Raw genomic sequence first — 25,390 nt, forward strand, 5'->3', positions numbered from 1 at the left:
TATGTTTTCAACTCCTAAATTCATTGATGGGGTTCAAAATGTTTGAATTTTGAATTGATAATTTTTAATTCGAGCGAAGCGAGTGGCAAACGCTTTCAGATTTTATCCACATTTTTAAAATCAAAAATTTATTACTGGCAAGGGTAGGCGTCATGAGTAGCCATGAAAAAAAAGGAAGCAATGGTGCATCTTCTAATCACGGAGGACTGCTGCCAGAATCTCTACTAGACAGTGCATCTTTGGGTGCTCCTTTGGATGACAATTCTCCCTTGTCAGAGTTACATAAAGCATTTAAATCTTCTAGTAGCTTCGACCCCATTTCGGAGGAGTTAGAAAGACTAGAAAAATCCAAATCCAAAACTTCAAATCAAGACTCAAATCAAAACGAAGCTATTACCTACACTCCTGGTGTCAGCAATATTTTTGACCCCAGTCAATCACTTACCCCAATACCTTTAGCTGCCAGTAACAAAAGTAAAAATTCCAACCCAGCCAAAGGATTTGACCCACTCACAGGTAATAATACTTCCACAGAGCTAGTAAACACAAACGCACCCAATTTTCTCACGGGTACTAAATCTTCTTCTCAAACTCAACTTTCAACTAGCCAAACCAATCATCTACCCTTTGCCATCCGTAGTGGTGGAACACTCACCATCAACGGTAATAGCGATTTTGATGGCATTCCCACAGATTTAACAGATGATGCCCTCATTTATGCAGGTAAAGGTTTTATTATCAACGGCAATCAGATTCTGCCCGTACAAAGAGATGCCAACGGCAACCCCATCCTAGATGCATCGGGCAAACAAATCTTAGTAGATAAAGCCGTTGCAGTCGCACCGGGCTATACCACAAGCATCGCCAATGGTTCGAGCAACAAGTATGCTGGCTTAATTCCCCCACAAGTAGTAGAACAGCAGACAATAAACGTGCCAGTTTATGCAGATATCAAACAACTTGAACTAGCACGCACAATCCCAGCCGGAACATCAACCGTTACCTTCAACGTTCAACAAAACCGCATTAATAATGCTAACGATTGGGCGAAGAAGTTTCCACCTCCTGGTACGCCAACACTTCCAACTGTTGTGAGAGTTACAGGTGGAGGATTAAATCTTCCCGCCAATGTTACTTTAAACAACTACGTCATCACCGTTGACCAAGGAGATATTAATTTCAACGGTAGCAATCACAACTTTAACAACGTTGTCTTAATTGCCAACAATGGTAACATCAACCTCTCCAACATCCAGGCACGGGATTTATCTGTCTTCGCCTCTGGTTCTATCAACATGAACGGTGGTGCCAGATTTGCTGGTTCGACTTTACTGGCAAATGGCAGCAGTACGGGTAACATCATCTTCAACGGCGCGACTGCAACCACTAACACTAGTGACACCCTGAAAGTATTTTCTTCAGGCAGCATTACTTATAACGGAGCCACTCATACCCGTGGGTTGTTCTTAAGTGCCAAAGACTTTACCTTCAACGGCAACTCAAAAGTGTACGGTTCAATTAGTGCCAAGGGCAATATTACCTTTAACGGTAAAGCGACTGTGATTGGTGTCACCGATTTAATGCCAGACATTACTCCACCAGTCATTACTGCATCTTTAGCTCGCGATACCGCACCCTTTGGACAAACCAATACAGACACAATTACCTTCGACCCCACAATTAGCGGTATTATTGCCGATACTAGCCCCCTGGTCGAGTTTCGTGCTGGCTTCAATAACACACAAGTTGCCAATTGTACTAATGTTCTGGCACAACGCAATAATGACGGTAGCTTTAGCTTCACCCGCGCTCAGTTAGAGACTATCTACGGCGGTACTCTCGGCGATGGCACTTACACTTTGCACCTGCAAGCAAAAGATTTATACGGTAACTACTCAAATGTCTTTGACTTCACCTTCACCCTCGACACCACTACACCAGTACCCAGCAATCTCGAGTTAAGCAGCAATGACAGCGGTATTAGTAACGCTGACAACATCACAAATCAAAATACACCCACGATTACGGGTAATGCTGAAGCTGGGGCGGTAGTTCAACTTTTCGATCACGGGCAATTTGTCGGTCAAACCAGAGCCAACAATCACGGTACATGGCTCCTTGTTACTAATAGTCTCACTGACGGTACTTACAATCTCACAGCTACCGCAACTGATACTGCTGGTAACGTTAGTTCGGCATCTAATCCACTGCAAGTAGTAATTGACACTGTTGCTCCTGATGCGCCAAGGAATTTAAAGTTAACATCGGCTAGCGATACTGGAGTTAGCAACAGCGACAATATTACTAAGAACGCTACTCCAACGATTCAAGGCAATGCCGAGGCTGGAACGACAGTACGGTTGTTTAAGGATGGGCAACTTCTGGGGCAAACAACTGCTACTGAAGCGGGAGAGTGGCAGTTGCAAGTTGGACAGTTGAGTGATGGGCAGCACGTATTTACTGCCTCTTGTGAAGATGTAGCTGGCAATGTTAGCGTTCTATCTCACCAACTCACTGTTACCGTTGATACTCAAGTTGCTCCACCTAGCAATTTAGATTTATTAGCTCAAAGCGACAGTGGTTCTAGCAATAGCGATAATCTCACCAACAAAATCACGCCTTCGATTGCAGGTAATGCTGATGTTGGCTCTACGGTTGAGCTATTTAGTGACGGGCAGTTTGTAGGAAAAGCTACAACTGGTGACGGTGGTAGGTGGCAAATCGTTACTAACAACCTTACTGATGGAGTACACAATCTCACAGCGATCGCCAGCGATGTTGCTGGCAATGTCAGTACTGTGAGTGCGCCATTGCAAATCACCGTTGATAGCGCTTTACCCCAGCTAGTGCTAGCGAACCCAGTTGATATAGCACCATTAAAGCAAGGAGCGAAACTTACTGGTAGTGTCGATGGTACTGGCAGTACTGTAACTGCACTATCGTACCGCTTCGACAATTTGGCTCCTATTGCAGTATCGCTGAACGCAACAGGAGCCTTTGACCAAGAACTGGACTTTATCGGTCTTAGCAATGGACCGCACACGCTGTTCATCACTGCCACCGACAATGCTGGCAACGTCACCACAACTCAATATAACGTGACGCTTGCCCTTGATAAACAAGCACCCGCAATTACTGCTTCTTTAGTGCGCGACACTGGCACGAACAATACAGATGGCATCACCTCCGATCCCACGATTGCTGGCACTGTCATCGATGCCAATCATGTAGTCGAGTTCCGGGCTGGCTTTGAAAACCCTTCTGTTGCCAACTTTGTTAGTGTCTTACCGCAGCGGCAAGCCGACGGAACCTTCAGGTTTAATCGTACCCAGCTTGAGAGTATTTATGGTGGCACTTTACCAGATGGCGTTCACACGTTACGTCTGTTGGCAATAGACGAATACGGCAACACTTCCAACGTCTTTGACTTTACTTTTACCCTTGACTCTACACCGCCCCAACAGCTAGTTTTGAGACTCGATCCAGGATTGGATTCCACAAACAATAGCAACTTGCAGACAACAGCTGCAACAGTGAGCCTAACTGGTAAAACTGAAGCCAACGCAACCGTCGTGCTGCAAGAAACAGGCAGCACCACAACAGCTGATGCGACTGGTAATTTCCAATTCACTGGAGTACACCTTAAGTTTGGGGCAAACGCTGTATCTGTAAGCGTCACCGATGCGGCTGGTAATGAAAGCGTATTTAACAACTCGATTACCCGCATTACTCAGACTGACGTGGTATTAGATTGGAACGCCACGGTACTGAAGGCAATCCAGACGGATAGGAGTGCACCGCCTCTAGCCTCTCGCAATATGGCAATGGTACATGCAGCCATCTACGATGCTGTAAATGCCATTACTCGCACCCACAGCGTCTACGTGGTAGACGCCAGCGCTCCTGCTGGTACTTCCGCTGCTTCGGCGGCAGCAGCAGCAGCTTACCGCGTCCTCGTTAATTTATATCCCCTGCAAAAAGCTACATTTGATGTTACTTTAGCAGCATCTCTAGCAGCAATTCCAGACGGGCAAGCAGAAGACGATGGCATTGCCTTGGGACAACGAGTAGCAGATGAAATCCTGGCTTGGCGGAGTACGGATGGGTCTAAAACAGTCCTAGCTTATACTCCAACCACCAACCCTGGAGATTGGCAGCCTACCCCATCTGGCTACGGTGCGGCTTTGTTGCCCCAATGGCCTGGGGTAACTCCCTTTGCCATGACCGCAGGCAGCCAGTTCCGTCCTGGCGGTCCTCCAGCATTAGATAGCGAGCAGTATGCAGCTGAGTTCAATCAAGTTAAAGAATTAGGTAAGAGCGACAGCACCACCCGTACCGCCGAGCAAACAGAAATTGCTAGATTCTGGGCTGATGGTGCAGGTACATATACTCCTCCAGGACATTGGAACAAAATTGCCGAAACTGTGGCTCTAGAGCGAGGCAACACTTTAGAAGAAAATGCCCGATTGTTTGCCCTGCTTAATATTGGTCTAGCTGATGCTGGGATTGCGGCTTGGGATGCCAAGTACACTTACGACTTTTGGCGACCCGTCACTGCAATTCGGCAAGCAGACAACGATAATAATCCAGCCACAATTAGCGATCCAACTTGGACACCACTACTGCAAACCCCACCCTTCCCAGAGTACGTGTCCGGACACAGTACCTTTAGTGGTGTTGCCGATGTCATTTTGACCAACTTCTTTGGCAGTGACTTTAGTTTTACTAGCACTTCAGCAGGCTTACCAGGCGTAACTCGCTCCTTCAGCAATTTTACAGCAGCCGCAGATGAAGCTGGTATTAGTCGCATCTACGGCGGCATCCACTTCAATTCCGGGAACATCGATGGTTTAGCAACAGGAAGAGCTTTAGGCGACTACGTACTCCAGAATTTGTTGGTTAGCAATATTCATTCGTCACTGATTCAAGTAGGACTGGCAAATGATACTTCTGTCGATGGCACCAACCGGGATGGCATTACATCTGACCCCACGGTTTCTGGCAGAATCAGCGCCCCAAGCAATACTGTTCGTCTGCGTGCTGGCTTTGGCGATACTCCAGCGTCCAGCTACCTAGATATAACTAATAATCTTAGTGCCGACGGTAGCTTTTTATTAGACCGTACTTTATTGGCAAATATTTATGGCGCATCTCTGCCAGACGGAGCTTACAATTTCCACCTACAACTTGAAGATTTGCAAGGCAACCGCTTGGGTGGCGATCGCGTTTCCTTTTACCTCGATACCGCCAACCCGCTAGTATCGCTTTTAACGCCAAATTCAATTGGCGACTACAGCACCACGGCGCGGCTAATTGGTAGTGCCAGCGACATGGGTAGTAGGGTCAGCAGCGCTCACTATAGCATAGATGGACAAGCCTTTTCACCTCTTGCCACCAACAGCCAGGGACAGTTTAGCCAAATTATTACCACATCTGGTCTGGCTGCTGGTTTCCACAATCTGGTGCTAGAAGTTTTTGACGTTGCTGGTAATTTCACACAAACAACTACTAACTTTACAGTCTCCAATGACTTCTTCGTCGGATCAACTCTCACAGAAGGTTGGGGCAATAGGACTGCCAATTCTATCACTTTGGCTGAACAGAACAGCTTTGTGACGCAAACTGCCATGACGGTTGAGTTAGGTCAGACTCAAGGCAAGCGTCAACTTGAGTTTGAACTCAATGCCCAGTTTGATGCCACTAATACCACCGCCGCTTCAGAAGACCGATTTTTAGTGTACCTGGTTGACCCGACCAATCCCAATGTTACGCTCCTAGACCAGGGTGAACCAGGAACGGCGTTATTTTCGCTTTCTGGTAACAAAGCTGAGTTTACCCCTGGATTGGTGAACTATGACGGTCGCCGCGTCCAAATTGACCTGACCAGTCTTGCCTATAAAACCAACGGTCAGCTAGTCTTCCAACTCATTAACAACGACGGCGATACTGGCAGTGTAGTACAGGTGCAGAACCTGACAAATACTGTTGACCCTGAAGGCGTATCCGGTCCAGTCTTCCCGACTCAAATTAACCGGGCAACACCTGGTTCTGCTCTGCCAGTAGACAGCTTTAAGACCACCCTGGATGCCAAACTGTTGGTAAGCAACGTCCGCCTCGATCCCACCACCGGTCGCTACACCGCAGACGTACAGGTACGCAACGCTGGAACAACAACCCTTTCGCGTCAATTAGCGGTTGTCTTGACGAACCTGCCTGCTGGAGTGAATTTGCTCAATGCTTCTGGAACCCATCCTGCCGGTTCGCCCTACATCAATCTCAGCAATGCCATTCAGGCAGGAGGTTTGCTTCCTGGAGCAGTATCAGACACGGTGCAAATTGTCTTTGACGACCCGTCGCTGTTACGCTTTGCTTTAGAACCTGTCTTTTTACAAGGACCGCCAGACCAACCGCCTCAACTCAATGCTTTAGGTTCTTTGAGTGTAATGGTAGGTGGGCGCTTGGAAATCCCGTTGATCGGGTCAGACCCAAATGGAGACCCGATCGCCTTTTCGATTCGTTCCGAGCGACCGCTGCCAAAAGGCAAGCTTTCAGGTGATGGTACTCTGATTTTCACACCCAGTCCTGACGAAATAGGGACTTACAATTTTACCCTAGTTGCCAGCAGTGGTGGCTTAGAAACTACCCAAGATGTCACCCTCACCGTTACCCCAGACCCGGTAACTACTACCCGCATTTCTGGTGTGATTCAAAATACCGACCAAGCGCCTTTGGCAGGGGTGGTGATTGAGTTGGGAGGCTGGCAGGTGACCACAGCTGCTGATGGTTCGTTCCTGTTAGAGTTTAGCGGTCCGCTAACAAGCGACACCCTGAAGATACGTGGCGAGTCGATTGATGGTACAGTGACATACCCGTTTATTGCTGAAAAGCTGCCATTGGTGTTGGAACACGAGGTATATATAGGTGTTAACAACGTTATCAGCCGCCCCATCTACCTGCCGCCCCTTGATACTGCCAATGCCCACACCATTAACCCCAATGTAGACGAAACTGTTACAAGTGCTGCTCTCCCTGGTTCGGCTGTATTTGTCGCCTCCAATACGCTTTACGACCAAAAAGGTAATTTGTTTACGGGCAAGCTGAGTATCACCGAAGTACCAACAAACCTGACTCCCGCAGCACTGCCAGAAAACCTGCATCCAGATTTGGTGGTGACTGTTCAACCAGGAGAAATGGTTTTCACTGCTCCTGCACCCTTAACATTGCCCAATCGTGCTGGCTACCCACCGGGAACCCAGATGGATTTGTGGTCGATTAATCCCAAAACCGGATTGTTTGACAACGTGGGAACTGGGAAAGTCAGTGCTGATGGCAGCGTGATTGAGACGATTTCGGGTGGAATTCGCAACAGTAGTTGGCATTTCTTTGCCCCACCACCAGCTGTATTCGGGACACCTAAAAACCTAAACAAAAACCCACGCAATCAAGATGAAGGCTGCAACGAATGCGAAGCCACTCAATCGATTAACTCGGAAGTAGAACTCCACTCTGGGGCAGTGCAGGAAACCCATGACCTTGTAACTTACCAATCCTTGGGCGAAACTCGCGGACTCAGCCTGAAATACAATTCGCTGCGTGCCGACTCTAGACCAATTGTGCATTTTGGCTACGATGATGTTCGGTTGGTTAACACCACTGGCGGTCTGTTAGTTGCCAAACTCACAGTCAAACAGGGCGATTTCACTTACCAAGTTCCAGGTATTGCTAAAGGGCAGTATGGACTATCTGGTGGCGAGCATTTCTGGTCGCTGCCCGACTCTGGCGGCACCATTGATGCTGCTCTTCAGGCAGATCTGCGCTCCCTACCCTCCGGACTGTATACCTACGAACTCACAAGTGGGCTATTTACATCCAGCTTAAATGGTTCTTCAACAACCAGTACGGGCAAATTAATCAACATCAATACTATCAACAGTTCCTTTGGCAGTGGCTGGGGACTGGCAGGATTGCAGGAATTAGTTAAAAACGACGATGGTTCCGTGCTGCTAATTGATGGTGATAGCAGTCAACTGTTGTTTGAAGCGCCCACCGCGCCTGGCGGTACTTACGTCTCTCCTCCAGGTGATATGTCTGCGTTAGTACGTCTGGCTGACGGCAGCTTCCGCCGGACGATGAAAGACCAAACTACTTACCACTTCAATGCCCAAAACAAACTGGAGTTGGTGCGCGATCGCAATGGCAATGAAACTAAGTATATATACAATACTGCGGGACAGCTTGTTCAGATAGTTGACCCAGTCGGTCTGGCAACGACGTTTACTTATACCGGAAGTAAGGTAACTGCTATTACTGACCCTGCTGGTCGCATCACCGAGCTAGAATACGACAATCAAGGCAATTTAAGTAAAATTACTGACCCTGATAATTCTTCGAGAAGTTGGGAGTACGATAGCGAACATCGCATGACTGCCGCCGTGGACAAAATGGGCAATCGCGGAGAGGACTTTTATGACTTTGCCGGTCGAGTCCGAAGTGCCGTTCGTCCTGATGGCTCAGTGGTGCAAGTAAATCCAGTGCAAACGCAAGGGTTATATCGTCCGGAACAAACGCTTAATCCGTTCTCAGCCCCTGTTGCAAAAGCCCTTGGTTCCGCAGAAGCCAGTTATGTTGATGGTAATGGTAATGTGATTCGGGCGCTACTTGACCAGGCAGGTCAAACTATCTCCTCAATGGATGGTGCTGGGTTTATGCCCTCTGTCGAGCGGGATGCCAACAACATGGTGACAAAATCTACAAGTGCCAGAGGTTATGTAACTAATTACACCTATGATGACAGGGGCAATATCCTTAGCATTAAAGATGAAATTTCATACGCACCTGTAACAACGAACTCCTTATTTGCCAATCGCGTTTACAAGACGGGAACCCATCCCCGGCAAATTACAACAGCTGACCTAAATGGGGATAGTCATCCCGACTTGATAACTGCTAATTATGATAACGATAGCGTATCCGTGCTACTTGGTGATGGGCAAGGTTCCTTTGTTGGTCCAATGAACTTTGCTGTAGAAAGAAGACCTGAATCTGTTGCTGTTGGAGATTTGAATGGAGATGGCATCCTTGACTTAGCAGTCGCCAACTCTTATAGCAGCAGTGTATCTGTGCTGTTGGGAAATGGGGATGGAAAATTTAGTTCTTCCATCAGCTTGATCGTGCAAGGCAGCCCTAACTTCGTTACTTTAGGTGATTTAAATAATGACGGCAACCTTGATATCGTCGTTGCAAAGGGTTTTGGTTATGGTCAAGAAGTATCGCTGTTGTTAAACAATGGCAATGGTACTTTTGCTGCCAAAACTGACTACAACCTGGCAGCCAGCCCTCTATCTATTGCTTTAGCAGATTTAAACGGGGACGATAAACTTGACCTAGTAAGCGCGAACGACAATAGTAATGTATCAGTACTGTTGGGCAAGGGTGACGGCACCTTTGGCACCAAAACTGACTACACAGTTGGTTTTAACCTAAATTCTATAGCACTAGGAGATGTCAACGGTGATGGTCGCTTTGACATCGTAACTGCTAACTCCAATAGCAACGGAGTATCGGTGCTATTAAATAATGGCAACGGCAGCTTTGGAGCCAATACTGATTATGCAGTTGGAGATAATCCTATTTCTGTCAGCTTAACAGATCTGAATGGGGACGGCCATTCTGACATCGTAACTGCTAACTCCAATAGCAACGGAGTATCGGTGCTATTAAATAATGGCAACGGCGGCTTTGGAGCCAATACTGATTATGCAGTTGGACATTACCCTATTTCTGTAGTGGCAGGAGATGTAAACTCTGACGGTATTCCCGACTTGGTAACTGCAAACTACGGTGATGGCAATGTGTCGATGCTGTTTGGCAATGGTGATGGCTCTTTTAGAACTAAGACGGAGCCTCCCACTACTAATACTACTAACTATGGTGTTGGACGTTTCCCTATTTCTGTAGTGGCAGGAGATGTAAACTCTGACGGTATTCCCGACTTGGTAACTGCGAACTACTACTATAGTGGTAGCATATCGGTACTGTTGGGCAAGGGTGATGGTACTGTTGGCACCAAAACCGACTATATAGTTGGAAGTTATCCTTTATCTGTAGCGTTAGGAGATGTGAACGGTGACAATCACCTTGACATAGTAGCTACTAACAATTACAGCAACGCTGTGTCTGTATTGTTTGGCAATGGTAACGGTTCCTTTGGAGTTAACACCTACTATGAGTATGGGGTTTGGATTAACCCCCACTATGTTACTTTGGCAGATGTGAACGGTGACAGTCGCCTTGACATCGTAACTGCAAACTATAGTGACAAAAACGTTTCAGTACTGTTAAACAATGGTAACGGCACTTTTGCACAAAGAACTGACTATGCACTTGGAGGGTACTCCTACTCTGTCGTACTGGGAGATGTAAACGGGGATGGTCGCCTTGATCTAGTCAGCGCGAACTCTGACAGCAGTATAGTGTCAGTGCTGTTAAATAATAGCAATGGCACTTTTGGAGGCAAAACTGATTATATTGTTGGAAGCAGACCTGAATCTGTCTCTTTAGGAGATGTAGATGGGGATGGTCGTCTCGATCTGCTGACCGCAAACTATAGTGACAGAACTGTTTCGGTACTGTTGGGCAATGGCGATGGCACCTTTTCAGCCAAAACCGACTATGTGGTTGGAACTACCCTGGTTTTTCTTACTATAGGAGATGTAAACAAGGATGGCTACCTTGACCTGATAACTGTGGGTGGGAATGATTACGATCAAAGCTTGACAGTTCTACTAGGTAATGGCTCTGGTTCTTTTGATGGTAGAAACCGTCAAGATTTTGCTTTAAGTGATTATACAGACTCGATTGCTTTGAGCGACTTCAATAGCGATGGATACCTCGATTTAGCCACGACAAACAGATACAATAACACGGTCTCTGTCATACTGAACAATGCGGTTCAAATAGAAGTTAATAGGGGAACAAGCGATCGCCGCTATACCTACGACCCAATTTTTTACCAGGTGACGAGTGAAAGTGACGAATTGGGTAGAAAGACGCTGTATGAAATTGACTCACTTACCGGAAATCTGCTTTCCACCACCAAAGTAGTAGGTGCAGTGGGTGGTGATGACGATGTAGTTACCCGCTATACTTACACTGCCAAGGGACAAGTTGATATGATTACGGATGCCTTGGGACGGGTGACAGACTACGACTACGATGCTTTTGGCAGGCTCTTGAAGGTAATTTATGCCAAGGGAACGGTAGATGAAGCGTCACAGCAGTATGAGTATGATGCTGCTGGAAACCAAACGGCAATAATTGATGAAAACAGGCATCGGACAGAGTTTAAGTATGATGCCATGAACCAACTGTTCCAAGTCATAGAAGCTGACCCGGATGGTGCTGGTTCGTTAACATCGCCGATAACTACTTATACTTACTACGCAGATGGCAATCAACAGACAATTACTGATGCTCGCGGCAATGTCACAAAGAGCGAATATGACAGTATGGGGCGGTTAATCAAGACAATTGATGCTCTGGGTGGTGTGACGACCTATGGTTATGATAAGGCAGGTAACCAAGTTTCCGTAATTGATCCGTTGGGGCGCGAAACTAAGTCTATTTACGATGCCCGCGATCGCTTGACTGCAACTATTCGTCCTGATGGCACAAGCGAAAAATCTCGGTATGACTTCGACAATAACCAGACTTCAACTATTGATGCCAACGGCAATCCGAGTAACAAGGTTTATGATGCTCGTGGTCGGTTGATTCGAGAGATTGACCCGCTTGGAAAAGTAACTCGGTATGAGTACGACGCTGCCAATCAGCTAATAGCCACAATTGATGCCAACAATCATAAAACGCAGTATAAGTATGATGACTTGGGTAGGCAAATTGAAGTAATTGATGCCTTGGGTCAGGTAACCAAAACAGAATATGACAAAGTTGGTAACGTCATTGTTGAAACTGACGCACTAGGACACACTACTCGCTACACCTACGACAATCGCGATCGCCTTAGAGTCACGAAAGACGCTCTCAACTATACAGCGACAACTGAGTACGATGCAGTCGGCAACATTACTGCTACTACTGACCAATTACAACGTAAAACTCAGTTTACCTACGATGCTTTAAATCGTCAAATTAGCATTACCGACCCATTAAATCATACTACCACTTATGTCTACGATGCAGAAGATAACCTGATCGCAGTGACTGATGCGCTTAACCGTACAACACAATATGGTTATGACGAACTCAACCGCCGTATCAGTATCACAAATGCTTTAGGAGATATTAGCACTACTACCTATGACGCAGTAGGAAATGTCATTGCAGTTACCGACGAATTAGAACGTACAACTCAGTTTACCTACGACAAGAACAACCGTTTGATCGAGACTATCGACCCCCTAGAGCATAAGACGATCCGAGAATACGATGATAATGGCAATTTGATTGCGCTTACGGATGCCCTGGGACACACAACCCGTTATGGTTACGATGCCCTGAATCGGCAAACAACAGTTACAGACGCACGCAACCAAACAACCACCACTACTTACGATGCTGTTGGCAATGTTCGTACCATTACTGACTCGCTACGCAATACTACTACTTACACTTACGATGCGCTTAATCGTTTGATTGGTGAGGAGAATCAACTGGGCAAAACTCGTTCCTATGAGTATGATGCTGTAGGTAACCGGATTGCCGCAAAAGACCGCAATGAACGCAAGCGAGCCTTCACCTACGATGAGTTGAATCGCCAGAAAGAAGAACAATGGCTCGATGCTAATGGCAATACAATCCGCACGATTAACTACACTTATTATGCCGATAGTCAGCTTGCCACTGCAAGTGACCCTGACTCAACCTACAGCTATACCTACGATGCAGTTGGACGACTCGCTTCAGTGGATAACGCTGGTACACCACTGGTACCCAGAGTTATTTTGAACTACACTTACGACGCTGTTGGTAATCTGAAAACGGTTACTGACACGATTAACTCTCAGGTGCATGGTACGGAGGAATTCACCTATGATGCGTTGAACCGTGTTGCTCGAATTACCCAAAGCGGTACTGGAGTGACCAACAAGCGTGTGGATATGAGCTATGACAAAACTAGTCAGTTAAAGACTATAACCCGCTATTCTGATTTAGCTGGAACGCAACTAGTTGCTGACAGCAGCTACACCTACGATTTGGCAAGTCGGTTGAAAAACTTAACCCACAAACGTGGCTTGACAACTTTAGCAGGTTATACCTTCGATTACGACGCAGCAAACCGAATTACTCAATTTACTTCTCCTGATGGCACTAGTAACTACAGCTATGACGATACCAACCAGCTAACGGGAACCGACCACAACTTCCAAGCGGACGAAACTTATAGCTATGATGCTAACGGCAACCGTATTAATACAGGCTATCAGACTGGTATTGATAACCGCCTGCAAACTGATGGTAAATACAATTACGAGTACGACAATGAAGGCAACCGTACCAAGCGGACTGAAATTGCTACAGGTGAAGTTACTGAATATCGCTGGGATTATCGCGATCGTTTAACGCAAGTTTTTGTCAAAGATGCCAGTGGTAACATCATTAAGGAAGTCGATTACATTTACGACGTATCCTACCGCCGCATTGCTAAAGCAGTAGACGCAGATGGTGCAGGCAGCGCATCAGCTACTCTTGAGCGTTTTGTTTATGATGGTGACCATATTGCCTTAACTTTTGATGGTAATGGCACGCAAACTCACCGTTACTTGCACGGCCCTGTGGTTGATCAGGTTATAGCGGATGAGAATGCTGCTGGGCAAGTGTTGTGGGCGTTGACAGATAATCAAGGGACTGTACGCGATGTGGTTGATTCCAGTGGGACGGTTGTCAATCATATTATCTACGATAGCTTTGGTGGAGTGACTGGGGAGAGTAATCCAACGCTAGATTTCCGATTTGGGTATACCGGAAGGGAGTTTGATGAAGAGACGGGGCAGTATTATTACAGAGCTAGATATTATGATGCATATGTTGGACGGTTTATTAGTGAAGACCCTATTGGTTTTGCTGGTGGAGATGCGAATTTATACAGGTATGTCTTCAACTCACCTACCAACTTTAACGACCCTTCTGGAAACAATGCAATAGTTATTACTGTAGGAGGTGGGTTATTATTGTTGGGGATTGGTGCGGCCTATATTCTCAGCAATCCAAAGGCTCAAGAGGTTATAAAAGAGCTTCCCAGACGTTTACCAAATCCTTCTGACTTTTTTGATACTACTCCCAAACCCTTTACCCAAACACCAACAGCTACCCCAACACCAACAGCTACGCCTACACCAACTCCGCCTCCACTCCGAAGACCTACGCCACGTCCAACTTCAACGCCTATTCCTGTGCCAACTAACCCGCCTCGACCTGAAGATCCTAATAACTGTGAAACATGCGAACAGAAATTTCCTTTATACAGCCGTTGGTCTGAGGTAACTTATCCCGCACCTTATCCGGATGGCTCCGGAAAACCTTGGTACTTTGGAGGTTATAGATATAGCTCTCTAAACAAAGCTTTGACTCGACTCAAAGATGAAAGGGAAGAAAGAATGTTGAGTACGAATTTGCGATTTGGCGCAGAGGGTAGCTCAGATGAAACTGTGCCATGCAAAGTTCCTCCTGGAAAGAAAAATCTTGCGGTTCACTATAATGTGCTTGACCAGCGAAACAACAGCGCAGGTTCGCTAGCAAAATGCAGGGTTTGTGTTGACTATAGAGATGGTTATACAAAACCAACGTTATTAGATAAATATGGCGTTTTGAATATTAAGAATAACCAAGGAACGAAAATTTATCAACCTTCACTCGCGGGACCTCCAGATAACTTAGATAAAGAGAGAGCCGGACTATACCCTTAATGAGATATGAGTAGTAACTGAGTTAGACTTAGTAGGATGAGTAACTGTCGTACTCATGTATCAACCTTAAAGTAAAACGGTATAAGTTCTTTACTAAATTGTTGGATCATCAAAATGAATAAAGTAGAGTACCTGATTCTTAAATCTGCTTTAGAGTTTCCCGAAGCTCTTATAAATGTGGCAAAAGATTATAATATATCTCGTACTGAAGTGGTTATTTCAGCAAATAACTTATTCCAAAATGGAAATATACTGGCAGAGATGAGAAATGTTGAAGACAAAATTTTAGGTGATTTAATAGCCGAGCAAGTTAAATCAGAGAAACATCTCTCAACTCTGTTAACTCCCATATTTGAAGTAGAAAAATTAATAGTATTAACTCCGTCTCAAATTGAAGCAAATTTAGATGGAGAACTTGGAGCTTTGTACTACTTAACTTCTCAAGGAGGGGCACGTTGGGAAAGTGTAGCTCATCCAGATTGGGATCGGTATTGCGTGGTGAATATTGGTTTTAATGAATCTGGAGAAATAGCAGAATCACAAGTAATATGCCCCTCTAAGCAATTTGTAGAAAAGTTTCTCTCTATAAATTGCTATGTATCTGCTGTGGTTCATGTGCCAGGAACAGAAGTTTGGGATGTGCTGGAGCCTTGGCAAGCTACTTACTGGAAGAATTTACCTAAAGGATACAGAGTGCGTTTTCAGGGTAGTCACAATGAGTGGTCTATAGACTCAGATACTTCACCCGAGTGGATTGAGGCAAATGACCAAGCTAACGAATGGTACTGGGAATTTCGACAATGGTATAAAGACCCTGCATTTGATTGAATTTAATTGAACCTTCTAAAAGTGAGTATTGTTAGTACAGTGCCATAATGCCTAATGTTGATGCAATTAAATTGTCAAACAACAAAGAATGACTCATAGATAGCACAGGAATAATTTTGTGGGCTTTCGAGAAATAAAAGTATTGTGGTTTATATGTATGAATAGATACATTTAAATCTTACTTGCCAATAAAACTTTTTCTCTCTTGTCCCCATGCCCCCCACCATCTCCATCGTCATCACAGTTTACAACCGCTCGCGCTATCTTAATGCAGCCATTGAAAGTGTCCTTCAGCAAACTCGACATGACTTTGAGCTAATAATATGGGACGATGGCTCAACAGACAACTCTGTAGATATAGCCCGTCATTATGCTAAACAAGATCGGCGTGTACGAGTTGTAGCAGCAGAGCATCAGGGAGCAACGCGCTCATTGAAAGATGCATTTTCAATGACAACTGGAACCTACGTAGGGTGGGTAGATAGCGATGACATTCTAGCACCAACTGCACTCTTAGAAACTGCTGCCGTTTTAGATGCGAATCCCGAAATCGGACTTGTTTACACCGACTATATTGTTATCGACGAGAATAACAAAGTTATCGCTTCCGGAAAGCGTTGCAAAATACCTTACTGCAAAGACCGAATCCTAGTTGACTTTATGACCTTCCACTTTCGGTTGATTCGGCGTTCTGTTTTTGAGCAAGCAGGTGGGATTGATGAGTCATGCCAACTCGTTCAGGACTATGACATATGCTTGCGACTTTCAGAGGTCACACAAGTGCAGCATCTCCAGCAACCCCTATATTACTACCGCCAACATCCACAAAGCATCACCCATCAACATACTCTAGAACTAATTCTCAGTTCCAAGGATGCGATCGCACGTGCACTGCAACGCCGGGGACTGGCTGAACGCTACGAAATCAAAGTAGAAATTGTCGGTCACTACTATTTGCAACGCAAAAATATAAATGACTGCGCCAACGGTTAGATCGGATTGTCAGCAGCCATATTTTGTGAGGTTTTAGGCATTACCTGCTTTAACAACCCAGTTACTTGCAGTTTGGAGAGCAATCGGAGAATCGCTGCTCGCTGTTGTGTAAATAGAGGTGCATGTAGTGGCACGGCACTAATCAGAGAATGCAATTTCGCTACTTGTTGTGAAGCAGACACCAAAGGTTTTTCAATTAGCGAGATCGGCTGGGAATCTGGCAACAGACCCACCCACAATGAAAGTACTTCTGCAACACTTGTTTGATTAATAGAGGGTTGCAACACTGCTTGCTTCCATAAAAAACGAATGATTTGATTGGTATGTCCCATCAGTGTATCAACGCTACCTAACTGATTCATCACCAGCACAATTCTAGCTTCGGCAGGTGTTAGGGTCATACCAATATTATTAAAGCGGTGCTGCAACCAAAAACACTGCTCTGCTTCTTGAAACAACTGCGTAGGTGCTAGCTTCCAAAAATCCCAGTTTAGCCTTAGCAAAAACCAATGTTCCGGCGACAATTGTCGGAATTGTTGCTGTTTGGCATAATATTCAAAGCGCACAGCCATCTGCTTAGTGCTTTGAACTCTTTGCCAGTAAGAAGTAGAACGACTGGTTTGTTTATCAGACCAATGGTTGTAACAGACAGTTGCTCCTGGCACATAAAGAAACCGCAACCCCAAAATTGCTGCTAAAGTAAAGTACTCCAAGTCGGTGTTCACCTGCCTTTGAGGATGCCATGCTTGCTCTTGATTTAAGCATTGAGCAGCACTTCGACGTAACAAGTAAGCATGAGGCGGGTGCCAGTAGTGGAGCAAAAAATACCGTAATGGATCGTCTAGCTGCTGGGAATTAAATAGTAATCTATGTTGACACTGCTCGTTCTGATAAAAACACCACTCCCAGTCTCCGTAGGCAATGTCGAACTGGCGGTCTTGTTCCAGTGCAGCTAAGAGTAAGGCAATTTTATTGGGTGTAAGCTCATCATCAGCATCCAACCATTGAATGTAGTCTCCTTGGGATTGCAAAAGCCCACAGTTGCGAGCATAGTTTACTCCCTGTTGCTTTTCTTGCAATACACGCACTTGATTAGAAGTTGTTGATGCCAAACTATAAGCAATTTCTAAAGATCCATCAGTGGAGTTGTTATCCACCACAATTATCTCTAGATCGGGATATGTCTGCCGCAAGCAGCTTTGCAAACAAGCCTCAAGTCTTGCAGCAGCGTTATAACAGGGAATAATAATCGAAACTAGGGGTGTTTTTGACATGCAACTGACAACTACCTCAGTCAAAACAAGCGATCATGCCTAGCTTGACAAGAATGCGGCTCGCATTCTTGTCAAGCTAATTACAAATATTGTATAGAGGTAAATACACAAAGTCTTGAAGTAGCAATCTTGCAACTGTGCCTGCAATTAGTATTTTTACACTTCATGTGGTTCAGTTTGTTGCCAAATTGCGTATGTTCATAGTTGCCAGATTTACAATCTGTCAGCCATAATTCGATTCAGTAAGCTTTAAGTAAACTTGACAAACCTTTCCCCTTCTCTCCCTCAACCTAAATTAACACGTGAGATGTGTAAAAGCTTATATATCTGTTTTCTGCAAAAATTTCTACCTAAGCTGCTTCTAAAGCTTGAAATATTACCATGACTCCAGTTCTCCAATTTGGCAACCAGACAATCACTGCCGCAGAAGCATTAAAGCTGCTGGCTGGTTATCAAATGCTTCCGCAATTATGCCGTTTCCTGATTATTGATCAAGCGATAACTTCGTTAAGCTCCGCTAACGCACCTATACTTCTGCTGTCAGAAGAGAAAACTAGCGCCATAGAGCAGTACTACGAGAATAATCAATTAACAACACCAGCACAAAGGGAAGCTTGGTTGAAGCATTATGGCATGAGTGGTGAACAATTGGAGTCATTGGCTACACGAGAACTGAGGATTGAAAAATTTAAGCAAGCCATTTGGGGGTCAAAGGTTGAATCCTACTTTCTGCAATACAAGCCCCAACTCGATAAAGTTGTCTACTCCCTATTACGTACATCTGACGCAGAAGCAGCCCAAGAACTTTACTTTCGGATTAAAGCAGGAGAACAGACTTTTGCTGAATGTGCAAGCCTTTACTCGCAAGGACAAGAAGCGCAAACAGGAGGACTAGTTGGCCCAGTTGGTCTTTCTCAACCTCACCCAGCAATTGCACAAAAACTTGCCATTTCTCAACCAGGACAGTTGTGGCCGCCAATGCAATTGGAAAACTGGGTGGTAATTATACGACTGGAAAAGTTAATTCCAGCCCAGTTAGATGATGCTACACGCATTACACTGCTCAATCATTTGTTTGAAACTTGGCTAACTGAAGAATTAAACAATACACAAATTTCTCTAACAACTGACGCACCTACCCCAAGCTTAGTAACGCAATGACCTCCAACACCAGCACCTTTGAGGAATTCTTAGCTAGCATCTCCCCCTTTGACAGGCTTGAGGGCGGTGTGATTGAGCGCATGGCTGCAAAACTAGAACCATTGCGCTACCGGATGGGACAAGCCATTTTGGTGAAAGAAACCCTACCTGCAAGAATTGCCATCCTCCACACCGGACAAGCACGTTTGTTGGGTTACGCACCAGGTGCTGCTGCTCCAGAAACGCTGCAACTACTAAAACCAGGAGAAATCTTAGGTTGGACAAGCTTAGTGCGTGGCGTTGCTTGCGAAACAGCGATCGCTTGTGATGAAACTCTTTGCCTCACCCTGAAAGCGACGGATTTTTTAGCACTGCTGGAGGAAGATGAGGAGGTGAGGAGGTGGGGAGATAGGGAGAAAGAGTTGCTTCGCGACAATGCACAGGTGGGGAGATTGAGAAGTGGGGAGAATAATTTCACCCCATCCCCTCACCATCATTCGCTGTCTATTTCCGCAACCACTGTAGCCTAATTGAAATCTACGACTTGTTGGGAGCAGAACTACAACGCCGGGGAAAGGCTTGCGATGATTTATTAGAAAAAGCGATCACTTCTAGCAAATCAGCGACTATCCTCAACCTACCTTCAGGGCAAACACCGCTCCAACAGTTAGACCCGAATTTACTGTGGTTAGTTAGCAGCAATGGTTCTAATTATGCTGTGGGCGATCGCATTTCATTGGAGGAGAGAGGGAGTGAGGGAACCAGGGAGGGAGGGAAAAGTTTCTCTCACTCTTCTTCCCTAACTCCTCATAACGATAATCAAGGGTCACAAACTTACATTAAAGTAGAAAGTTCAAGGGGAGTACGCCTAGTAGGTTTTACTGACCCCACTTTCTCACTTTCTCACTCCCTCTCTCCCTCACTCCCTCCTTCTTCCATTTGGGACAGCGCACCCTACGCTCCAGAACACCCAGAAGAAGCTCTAGACCCCGCTCAACTCCAAAGAGTAAAATATCCCTACGTTCACGGTAGAGGGCCAGTTGATAGTACCCTTGCTTGTTTTCAAATGCTTTCCCAACATTTAGGAATGCCGTGGAAACGAGATGTACTGCGTCGTGCCTTAGTCAACAACTATCAACGCACTGGCAAAATATCAATTGAACTTTGCGGTGGCATAGCTGAACTCCTGGGACTGAAATCTCAACTCGTTAACATTCCCGCAGTCGCCATCTCTAAACTCCCCACACCCGTACTGCTGCCTTGGCTTGAGGGTTTTGCTATTCTTTACAAAGCATCAGAAAAAGAATTGGTACTTGCCATCCCCGAACAGGGCATTACCCATAAAAAGCCAGCAGATTTTGTTGAAGCTTGGGGTGAATCAGGTCAAGTACTGCTACTGCAACCAACTAAAGAAACTCCAAAACGTCGCTTTGATTTAAGTTGGTTTATTCCTGCTATTAAAAAGCATCGCACAGCCTTAATTGAAGTCTTCATCGCTTCATTATTTGTACAGCTATTAGGACTTGCTAATCCCTTAATTACCCAGGTAATTATCGATAAAGTTATTATTCAAAATGGCATCAATACCCTTCATGTTCTGGGTTTTCTGTTAATTGCAATAGCTGTTGTAGAAGGTGTGATTACTTGGCTGCGTACCAACTTATTTGTTGATACCACTAACCGTATTGACTTAAGTTTGGGTGCAGAAGTTATCGACCACTTACTAAGATTACCACTACGTTATTTTGAAAAACGTCCTGTAGGAGAAATATCCAGCCGCATCAACGAACTGGAGAATATTCGTTCTTTCCTTACAGGTACTGCCCTTACTGTTGTCCTGGACGCCATATTCTCTGTCATCTACATCGCGGTAATGATTTGGTATAGCTGGTTGCTGACTATCGTGGCACTAGCAACTGTACCACTATTTGCCTTATTAACTTTTATATTCGCTCCTATTATCCGTCAACAAACTAGAACCAAAGCCGAAAGAAATGCCGAAACTCAATCATATTTAGTAGAAGTTGTCTCTGGTATCCAAACCGTTAAAGCCCAAAATATCGAACTTAATTCCAGATGGCAATGGCAAACACGCTACGCACGTTACATTAGCGCCAGCTTTCAAAATGTCCTCACTTCCAATACCGTCAGTTCCTTTAGCAATTTTCTCAACAAACTCTCCAGTTTGCTATTGTTATGGGTTGGCGCATATTTGGTACTACAAAAGCAACTGACCTTAGGAGAATTAATTGCTTTCCGTATCATTGCAGGTTATGTTACCAGTCCTCTATTGAGGTTAATTCAACTGTGGCAGAATTTCCAAGAAACAGCACTTTCATTAGAAAGATTAGCCGATATTCTCGATACTCCACAGGAAACCGAACTAGGAGGGGGGGAGTGGGAGAGTGGGAGAGTGGGAGAAAGAAAGAAATTCCCCCCCTCACCCCCTCGCCCCCTCTCCCCCTCTTCCCAAATCCCTATGCCTGCAATTGAGGGGCAGCTTAAGTATGAAAACGTTACCTTCAGCTTCGGCAAGAGTCCTAACCCACAACTTAACAACATTTGTCTTGACATTCCTAGTGGTGCATTTGTGGGAGTAGTTGGACAAAGCGGTGCTGGCAAAAGTACCCTGACAAAATTAATACCGCGTTTGTACGAGTTAGACTCTGGTCGCATCCTCATTGATGGCTATGATATCAGCAAAGTCGAACTCTACTCCTTGCGGCAACAAATTGGCATGGTGCTGCAAGATACTCTCCTGTTTGATACCACAGTGCAAGAAAATATTGCCCTGACAATGCCTGATGCGACGCCAGAAGAAATTGTCGAAGCAGCCAAAATTGCTTGCGCCCACGATTTTATTATGAACCTACCGAATGGTTATGAAACTCGTGTTGGTGAAAGAGGTGCTGCTTTATCTGGGGGACAAAGACAAAGGATAGCGATCGCTCGTACTGTGCTGCAAAATCCACTATTGCTCATACTAGATGAGGCTACCAGTGCTTTGGATTATGCCACCGAACGCTCCTGTTGTTTAAATTTAGCAGCTGCATTTAAAGGAAGAACAGTACTTTTTATTACCCATAGATTAGCAACTATCCGTAATGCCGATATTATTTTGATGATGAATCAAGGACAAGTAGCAGAACAGGGGACTCATGCTGAATTAATAGCAATGAAAGGATTGTACTATTGCCTTTATCAACAACAGGAAGCTGCTGCTGCATAGATGGTGGCTATTGATAAAAATTCAATGAATTTCCTATTTAAATATCTAAATTAATTTCCGCAGTTAATCCTGAACTAATACTTATCTTACTAACAACTAACTACTTAAAATTTTCAACCTAATCAAAATTATTTATGAATACTAATAATGGAAATGGCACAAATGGAAATGGGAAATATTCAAGTCATAGTAGCAATGAAAATGGTCATACTCATTCATCAATACCAGAAGCAGGTTCTATCCAACAATTAGAACAAATAGCATCCCAAACTCCTCAAACTTCTGACATCCAACCAAAACCACCTTCAAATACACCGCGTTATGTTCCTAAGTTTGACCAACCAGTAATATTGAAACAACCTCGTACTTGGTCAAGAGCAATTTTATGGGGATTAATGCTTTCGACAGCAGGGGCAATTATTTGGGCAAACATAGCCACTATTGAAGAAGCAGTATCAGCTACAGGTAAATTGGAAGCATCGGGTGCAACCAAAGAAGTACAAGCACCTGTCGGTGGAGTCGTCAAAGAAATTTTTGTTGAAGATGGTAAGCAAGTCAAACAAGGGCAACGTCTTGTAAGTCTTGACTCCACTACTGCATTAGCTCAGTTAGATTCGTTACAAAAAATACGCTCTTCCTTGATGCAAGAAAATCGGTTTTATCAAACACAATTAACAGAAGGAATGAGAGAGGGAAGGAGCAACAGAGGGAGAGAAAATACCCTCGCTCCCACCCTGCGGGAAGCCGCGACCGCGTCTACACTCCCTCACTCTCTCACTCTTTCAGTCCCCAAAGAGATGCTTGATTTGACTAAAAGTCGAGCCGCATTGGTTGCAGAAAACCAAGTGTATCGCACCCAATTAGATGATAATTTATCTAAAGTTCGCCTCACACTAGAACAAAAAGAACGCTTTTTATCCAATCAAATCGAATTAAATGCCCGTGTCGCTGCTGCCGGGTTGGAAATTGACCAATCAAAACGCCAACTCCAACAAGCTGAAATTAAACTGGCTACAACTAAAGAGACCTTGGCAATGAATCAAGGGATTTTGGATAACGTTACCCCACTCATGCAATCTGGAGCGATTTCTAAAATTCAGTACCTCAAACAAGAACAAGAAGTCCGCAATGCACTATCAGAAATTGACCAACTGATTCAAGAAAAGGCACGTTTGCAATCAGCCATAGCACAAGGAGTAGCGAAATTACAAAACACTGTTGCTCTTTCTCGTAGAGATTGGCTCAATCAAATTGCAGAAAACAATAAACGTATAGCAGAAATTGACTCTCAACTGACGAAAGCCATAGTAGAAAATAATAAACGCATCGCTGAGATTGACAGCCAACTGGCCCAAACAAGGCTGAATCTGAAGTATCAGGAAATTGTAGCACCAGTTGCAGGTACAATTTTTGAACTCAAGGCACATACTCCAGGATTTGTAGTTACAGTCAGCGAACCAATTCTTAAGGTTGTACCTACTGATGTGCTGATTGCCAAAGTGTTTATCACTAACAAAGATATTGGTTTTGTGAAAGAGGGAATGACGGTAGATGTAAGGATTGATTCGTTTCCTAAGAGCGAGTTTGGGGATATCAAAGGTAAGTTAGTGTGGATTGGCTCTGATGCCTTGCCACCGGATCAGATTTATCCGTTTTACAGATTCCCTGCCAAAGTGCAGTTGGAACAGCAGTCGCTTTTGGTGAATGGACGCAAGATACCGTTGCAATCGGGGATGTCCATAGGTGCCAATATTAAGCTCAGGGAGCGCACGGTGATGTCGATTTTCACTGATATGTTTAGCTCTTCTGTGGAGAGCTTGAAAACTGTGCGTTAAGGCTTTTTATCAAGAGCGCCGTAAAACCCCATCCTCAGCGAACGGAGAAAGAGCGAAGCGAATTTTGGAGTAAGCAGGGTGCAAGGTTTAGGGTGGGGAGGAAGTCAAAGATGCACACGCTTGGAAATTAAGTATGCCCATCCAAAGAAGATTTATGCTTGAGCGGTTTTCTTTTCTCGCCAGTAAACAAGTGGTAATTAGCATCATTGAGTGGAGAACTGGACGACGGTTGTTGGGGGATTATACGTACCCTTGGCTCCGTCTACCTTCTTAAACTCGGCACAGAAAATTTTGTTCCGCACTACAGAAGCGATCGCACAAGTTTCTCAGGACGGGCGGTCGTCTTTTGTTTTATTAACTCCATTGTCTAGTAACATCAGACAATTATCAAGAGGGAATAGACACAATTGTTACTGCTGTACTAAGAAATTCTTCAATACTGCTGTCTAAGGCTTTGAGCAAGACAGAGATTTTCGGAAAAGATACCGTAGCGGCTGAATTTTCGTACCTTTCAGGTTCTTCAAGCATATGAATGTATTGATGAGATATCCGTTCCCCAAGCTGGGCGGTTTTTTCAGAAATAGAACGGACAGAATTAGCTCCTCGCAAAGCTTTTAGCCGTTCACCTAGTTCTTGATCCCAGTAAATAGACGCAACGTATTTTGTATCCAACATAATGATTTTTTGTCTACCAGTAATTGCCATAATTTAACAGATTTTATATTCTATAGTTACTAGACAACAAAAGCGATCGCCTCTACTAATCTTGAAAGAAGCGATCGCTAAAAATGGTTCCACCTGGTTGGGTAATCCCATAATACTTACCGTGGATGATGAAATGGTGCAGTTAAGCTCATCCCCCGACTGAAGTCTGGGGGATGAAAGCGGGCCGAAGTGAATTGGGAATTGGGCATTGGCCAATGCATGAATGCCCCTTGCCCCAAGACGACGGACGACGATTCTGAGCGCCCCTTAAAGGAACGGGCTTCCCCGTCGTCTTTTGGTGAATATCTTCCCACCCCATTGCTAGCTGGATCGTGTAATGTAAATCTTCTATTGTGCTGTCGCTACTAACTTTTACCCGTCGCCAAATCATTGGGCTAATGCCCAACAGCACTACCTTTAACTGATATATGACTCTTTCAGCCGGATCAATCATTGAGTCAT

At 44.8% G+C, this 25,390-nt stretch carries 10 protein-coding genes; 7 read left to right on the plus strand and 3 right to left on the minus strand.

Annotated features, from left to right (window positions below; translation table 11 throughout):
* Positions 1-152: 152 nt before the first annotated feature.
* The 3 genes from QUB80_RS29040 (at position 153) to QUB80_RS29050 (ending at position 16,745) form a co-directional block, all read left to right on the plus strand.
* Entirely contained in the window at positions 153-14,924 is a 14,772-nt protein-coding gene (locus QUB80_RS29040) for an FG-GAP-like repeat-containing protein (protein ID WP_289792925.1), read from the plus strand.
* Positions 14,925-15,038: 114 nt separating this feature from the next.
* The gene (locus QUB80_RS29045; protein ID WP_289792926.1) at positions 15,039-15,752 is read left to right on the plus strand and encodes a hypothetical protein; all 714 of its coding nucleotides are present in this window, start codon (positions 15,039-15,041) and stop codon (positions 15,750-15,752) included.
* 213 nt (positions 15,753-15,965) lie between these two features.
* Positions 15,966-16,745 carry a glycosyltransferase gene (locus QUB80_RS29050; RefSeq protein WP_289792927.1) on the plus strand — a complete coding sequence of 260 codons (780 nt, stop codon included), beginning with the start codon at positions 15,966-15,968 and terminating at the stop codon, positions 16,743-16,745.
* Here QUB80_RS29050 and QUB80_RS29055 read toward each other — a convergent pair.
* On the minus strand, positions 16,742-18,019 hold the full coding sequence (locus QUB80_RS29055; protein WP_289792928.1) for a glycosyltransferase family 2 protein: 1,278 nt from the start codon (positions 18,017-18,019) through the stop codon (positions 16,742-16,744). The genes QUB80_RS29050 and QUB80_RS29055 overlap by 4 nt on opposite strands.
* A gap of 381 nt (positions 18,020-18,400) precedes the next feature.
* Between QUB80_RS29055 and QUB80_RS29060 the strand changes: the two genes are divergently transcribed.
* The 4 genes from QUB80_RS29060 (at position 18,401) to QUB80_RS29075 (ending at position 24,223) form a co-directional block, all read left to right on the plus strand.
* The gene (locus QUB80_RS29060; protein ID WP_289792929.1) at positions 18,401-19,180 is read left to right on the plus strand and encodes a peptidylprolyl isomerase; all 780 of its coding nucleotides are present in this window, start codon (positions 18,401-18,403) and stop codon (positions 19,178-19,180) included.
* Positions 19,177-19,689 (plus strand): cyclic nucleotide-binding domain-containing protein, encoded by a 513-nt coding sequence (locus tag QUB80_RS29065; protein ID WP_289792930.1) that lies wholly within the window; start codon positions 19,177-19,179, stop codon positions 19,687-19,689. Before QUB80_RS29060 ends, QUB80_RS29065 begins: the two co-directional genes overlap by 4 nt.
* Positions 19,641-22,388: a peptidase domain-containing ABC transporter gene (locus QUB80_RS29070; protein ID WP_289792983.1), complete on the plus strand. Its 2,748-nt coding sequence runs from the start codon at positions 19,641-19,643 to the stop codon at positions 22,386-22,388. The genes QUB80_RS29065 and QUB80_RS29070 overlap by 49 nt, the downstream gene beginning before the upstream one ends.
* 395 nt (positions 22,389-22,783) lie before the next feature.
* Complete coding sequence (locus tag QUB80_RS29075; protein ID WP_502875337.1) at positions 22,784-24,223, plus strand: beta-barrel domain-containing protein; 1,440 nt, start codon at positions 22,784-22,786, stop codon at positions 24,221-24,223.
* Between the two features lie 387 nt (positions 24,224-24,610).
* Here the strand turns inward: QUB80_RS29075 and QUB80_RS29080 are convergent, their stop codons facing one another.
* Complete coding sequence (locus QUB80_RS29080; protein WP_289792932.1) at positions 24,611-24,928, minus strand: hypothetical protein; 318 nt, start codon at positions 24,926-24,928, stop codon at positions 24,611-24,613.
* A gap of 148 nt (positions 24,929-25,076) precedes the next feature.
* Entirely contained in the window at positions 25,077-25,382 is a 306-nt protein-coding gene (locus QUB80_RS29085) for an IS1096 element passenger TnpR family protein (protein ID WP_289792933.1), read from the minus strand.
* Between the last annotated feature and the right edge of the window lie 8 nt (positions 25,383-25,390).

The sequence above is a fragment of the Chlorogloeopsis sp. ULAP01 genome, assembly GCF_030381805.1.
In the GTDB taxonomy this organism is placed as follows: Bacteria; Cyanobacteriota; Cyanobacteriia; order Cyanobacteriales; family Nostocaceae; genus Chlorogloeopsis.

Excerpts from the sequence above, each read along its gene's own strand:
- QUB80_RS29065 (WP_289792930.1), top strand. The coding sequence starts at position 19,177 with ATGACCTCCAACACCAGCACCTTTGAGGAATTCTTAGCTAGCATCTCC.
- QUB80_RS29075 (WP_502875337.1), top strand. The coding sequence starts at position 22,784 with ATGCTTTCGACAGCAGGGGCAATTATTTGGGCAAACATAGCCACTATT.
- QUB80_RS29040 (WP_289792925.1), top strand. The coding sequence starts at position 153 with ATGAGTAGCCATGAAAAAAAAGGAAGCAATGGTGCATCTTCTAATCAC.
- QUB80_RS29080 (WP_289792932.1), bottom strand. The coding sequence starts at position 24,928 with ATGGCAATTACTGGTAGACAAAAAATCATTATGTTGGATACAAAATAC.
- QUB80_RS29050 (WP_289792927.1), top strand. The coding sequence starts at position 15,966 with ATGCCCCCCACCATCTCCATCGTCATCACAGTTTACAACCGCTCGCGC.
- QUB80_RS29060 (WP_289792929.1), top strand. The coding sequence starts at position 18,401 with ATGACTCCAGTTCTCCAATTTGGCAACCAGACAATCACTGCCGCAGAA.
- QUB80_RS29085 (WP_289792933.1), bottom strand. The coding sequence starts at position 25,382 with ATGATTGATCCGGCTGAAAGAGTCATATATCAGTTAAAGGTAGTGCTG.
- QUB80_RS29055 (WP_289792928.1), bottom strand. The coding sequence starts at position 18,019 with ATGTCAAAAACACCCCTAGTTTCGATTATTATTCCCTGTTATAACGCT.
- QUB80_RS29045 (WP_289792926.1), top strand. The coding sequence starts at position 15,039 with ATGAATAAAGTAGAGTACCTGATTCTTAAATCTGCTTTAGAGTTTCCC.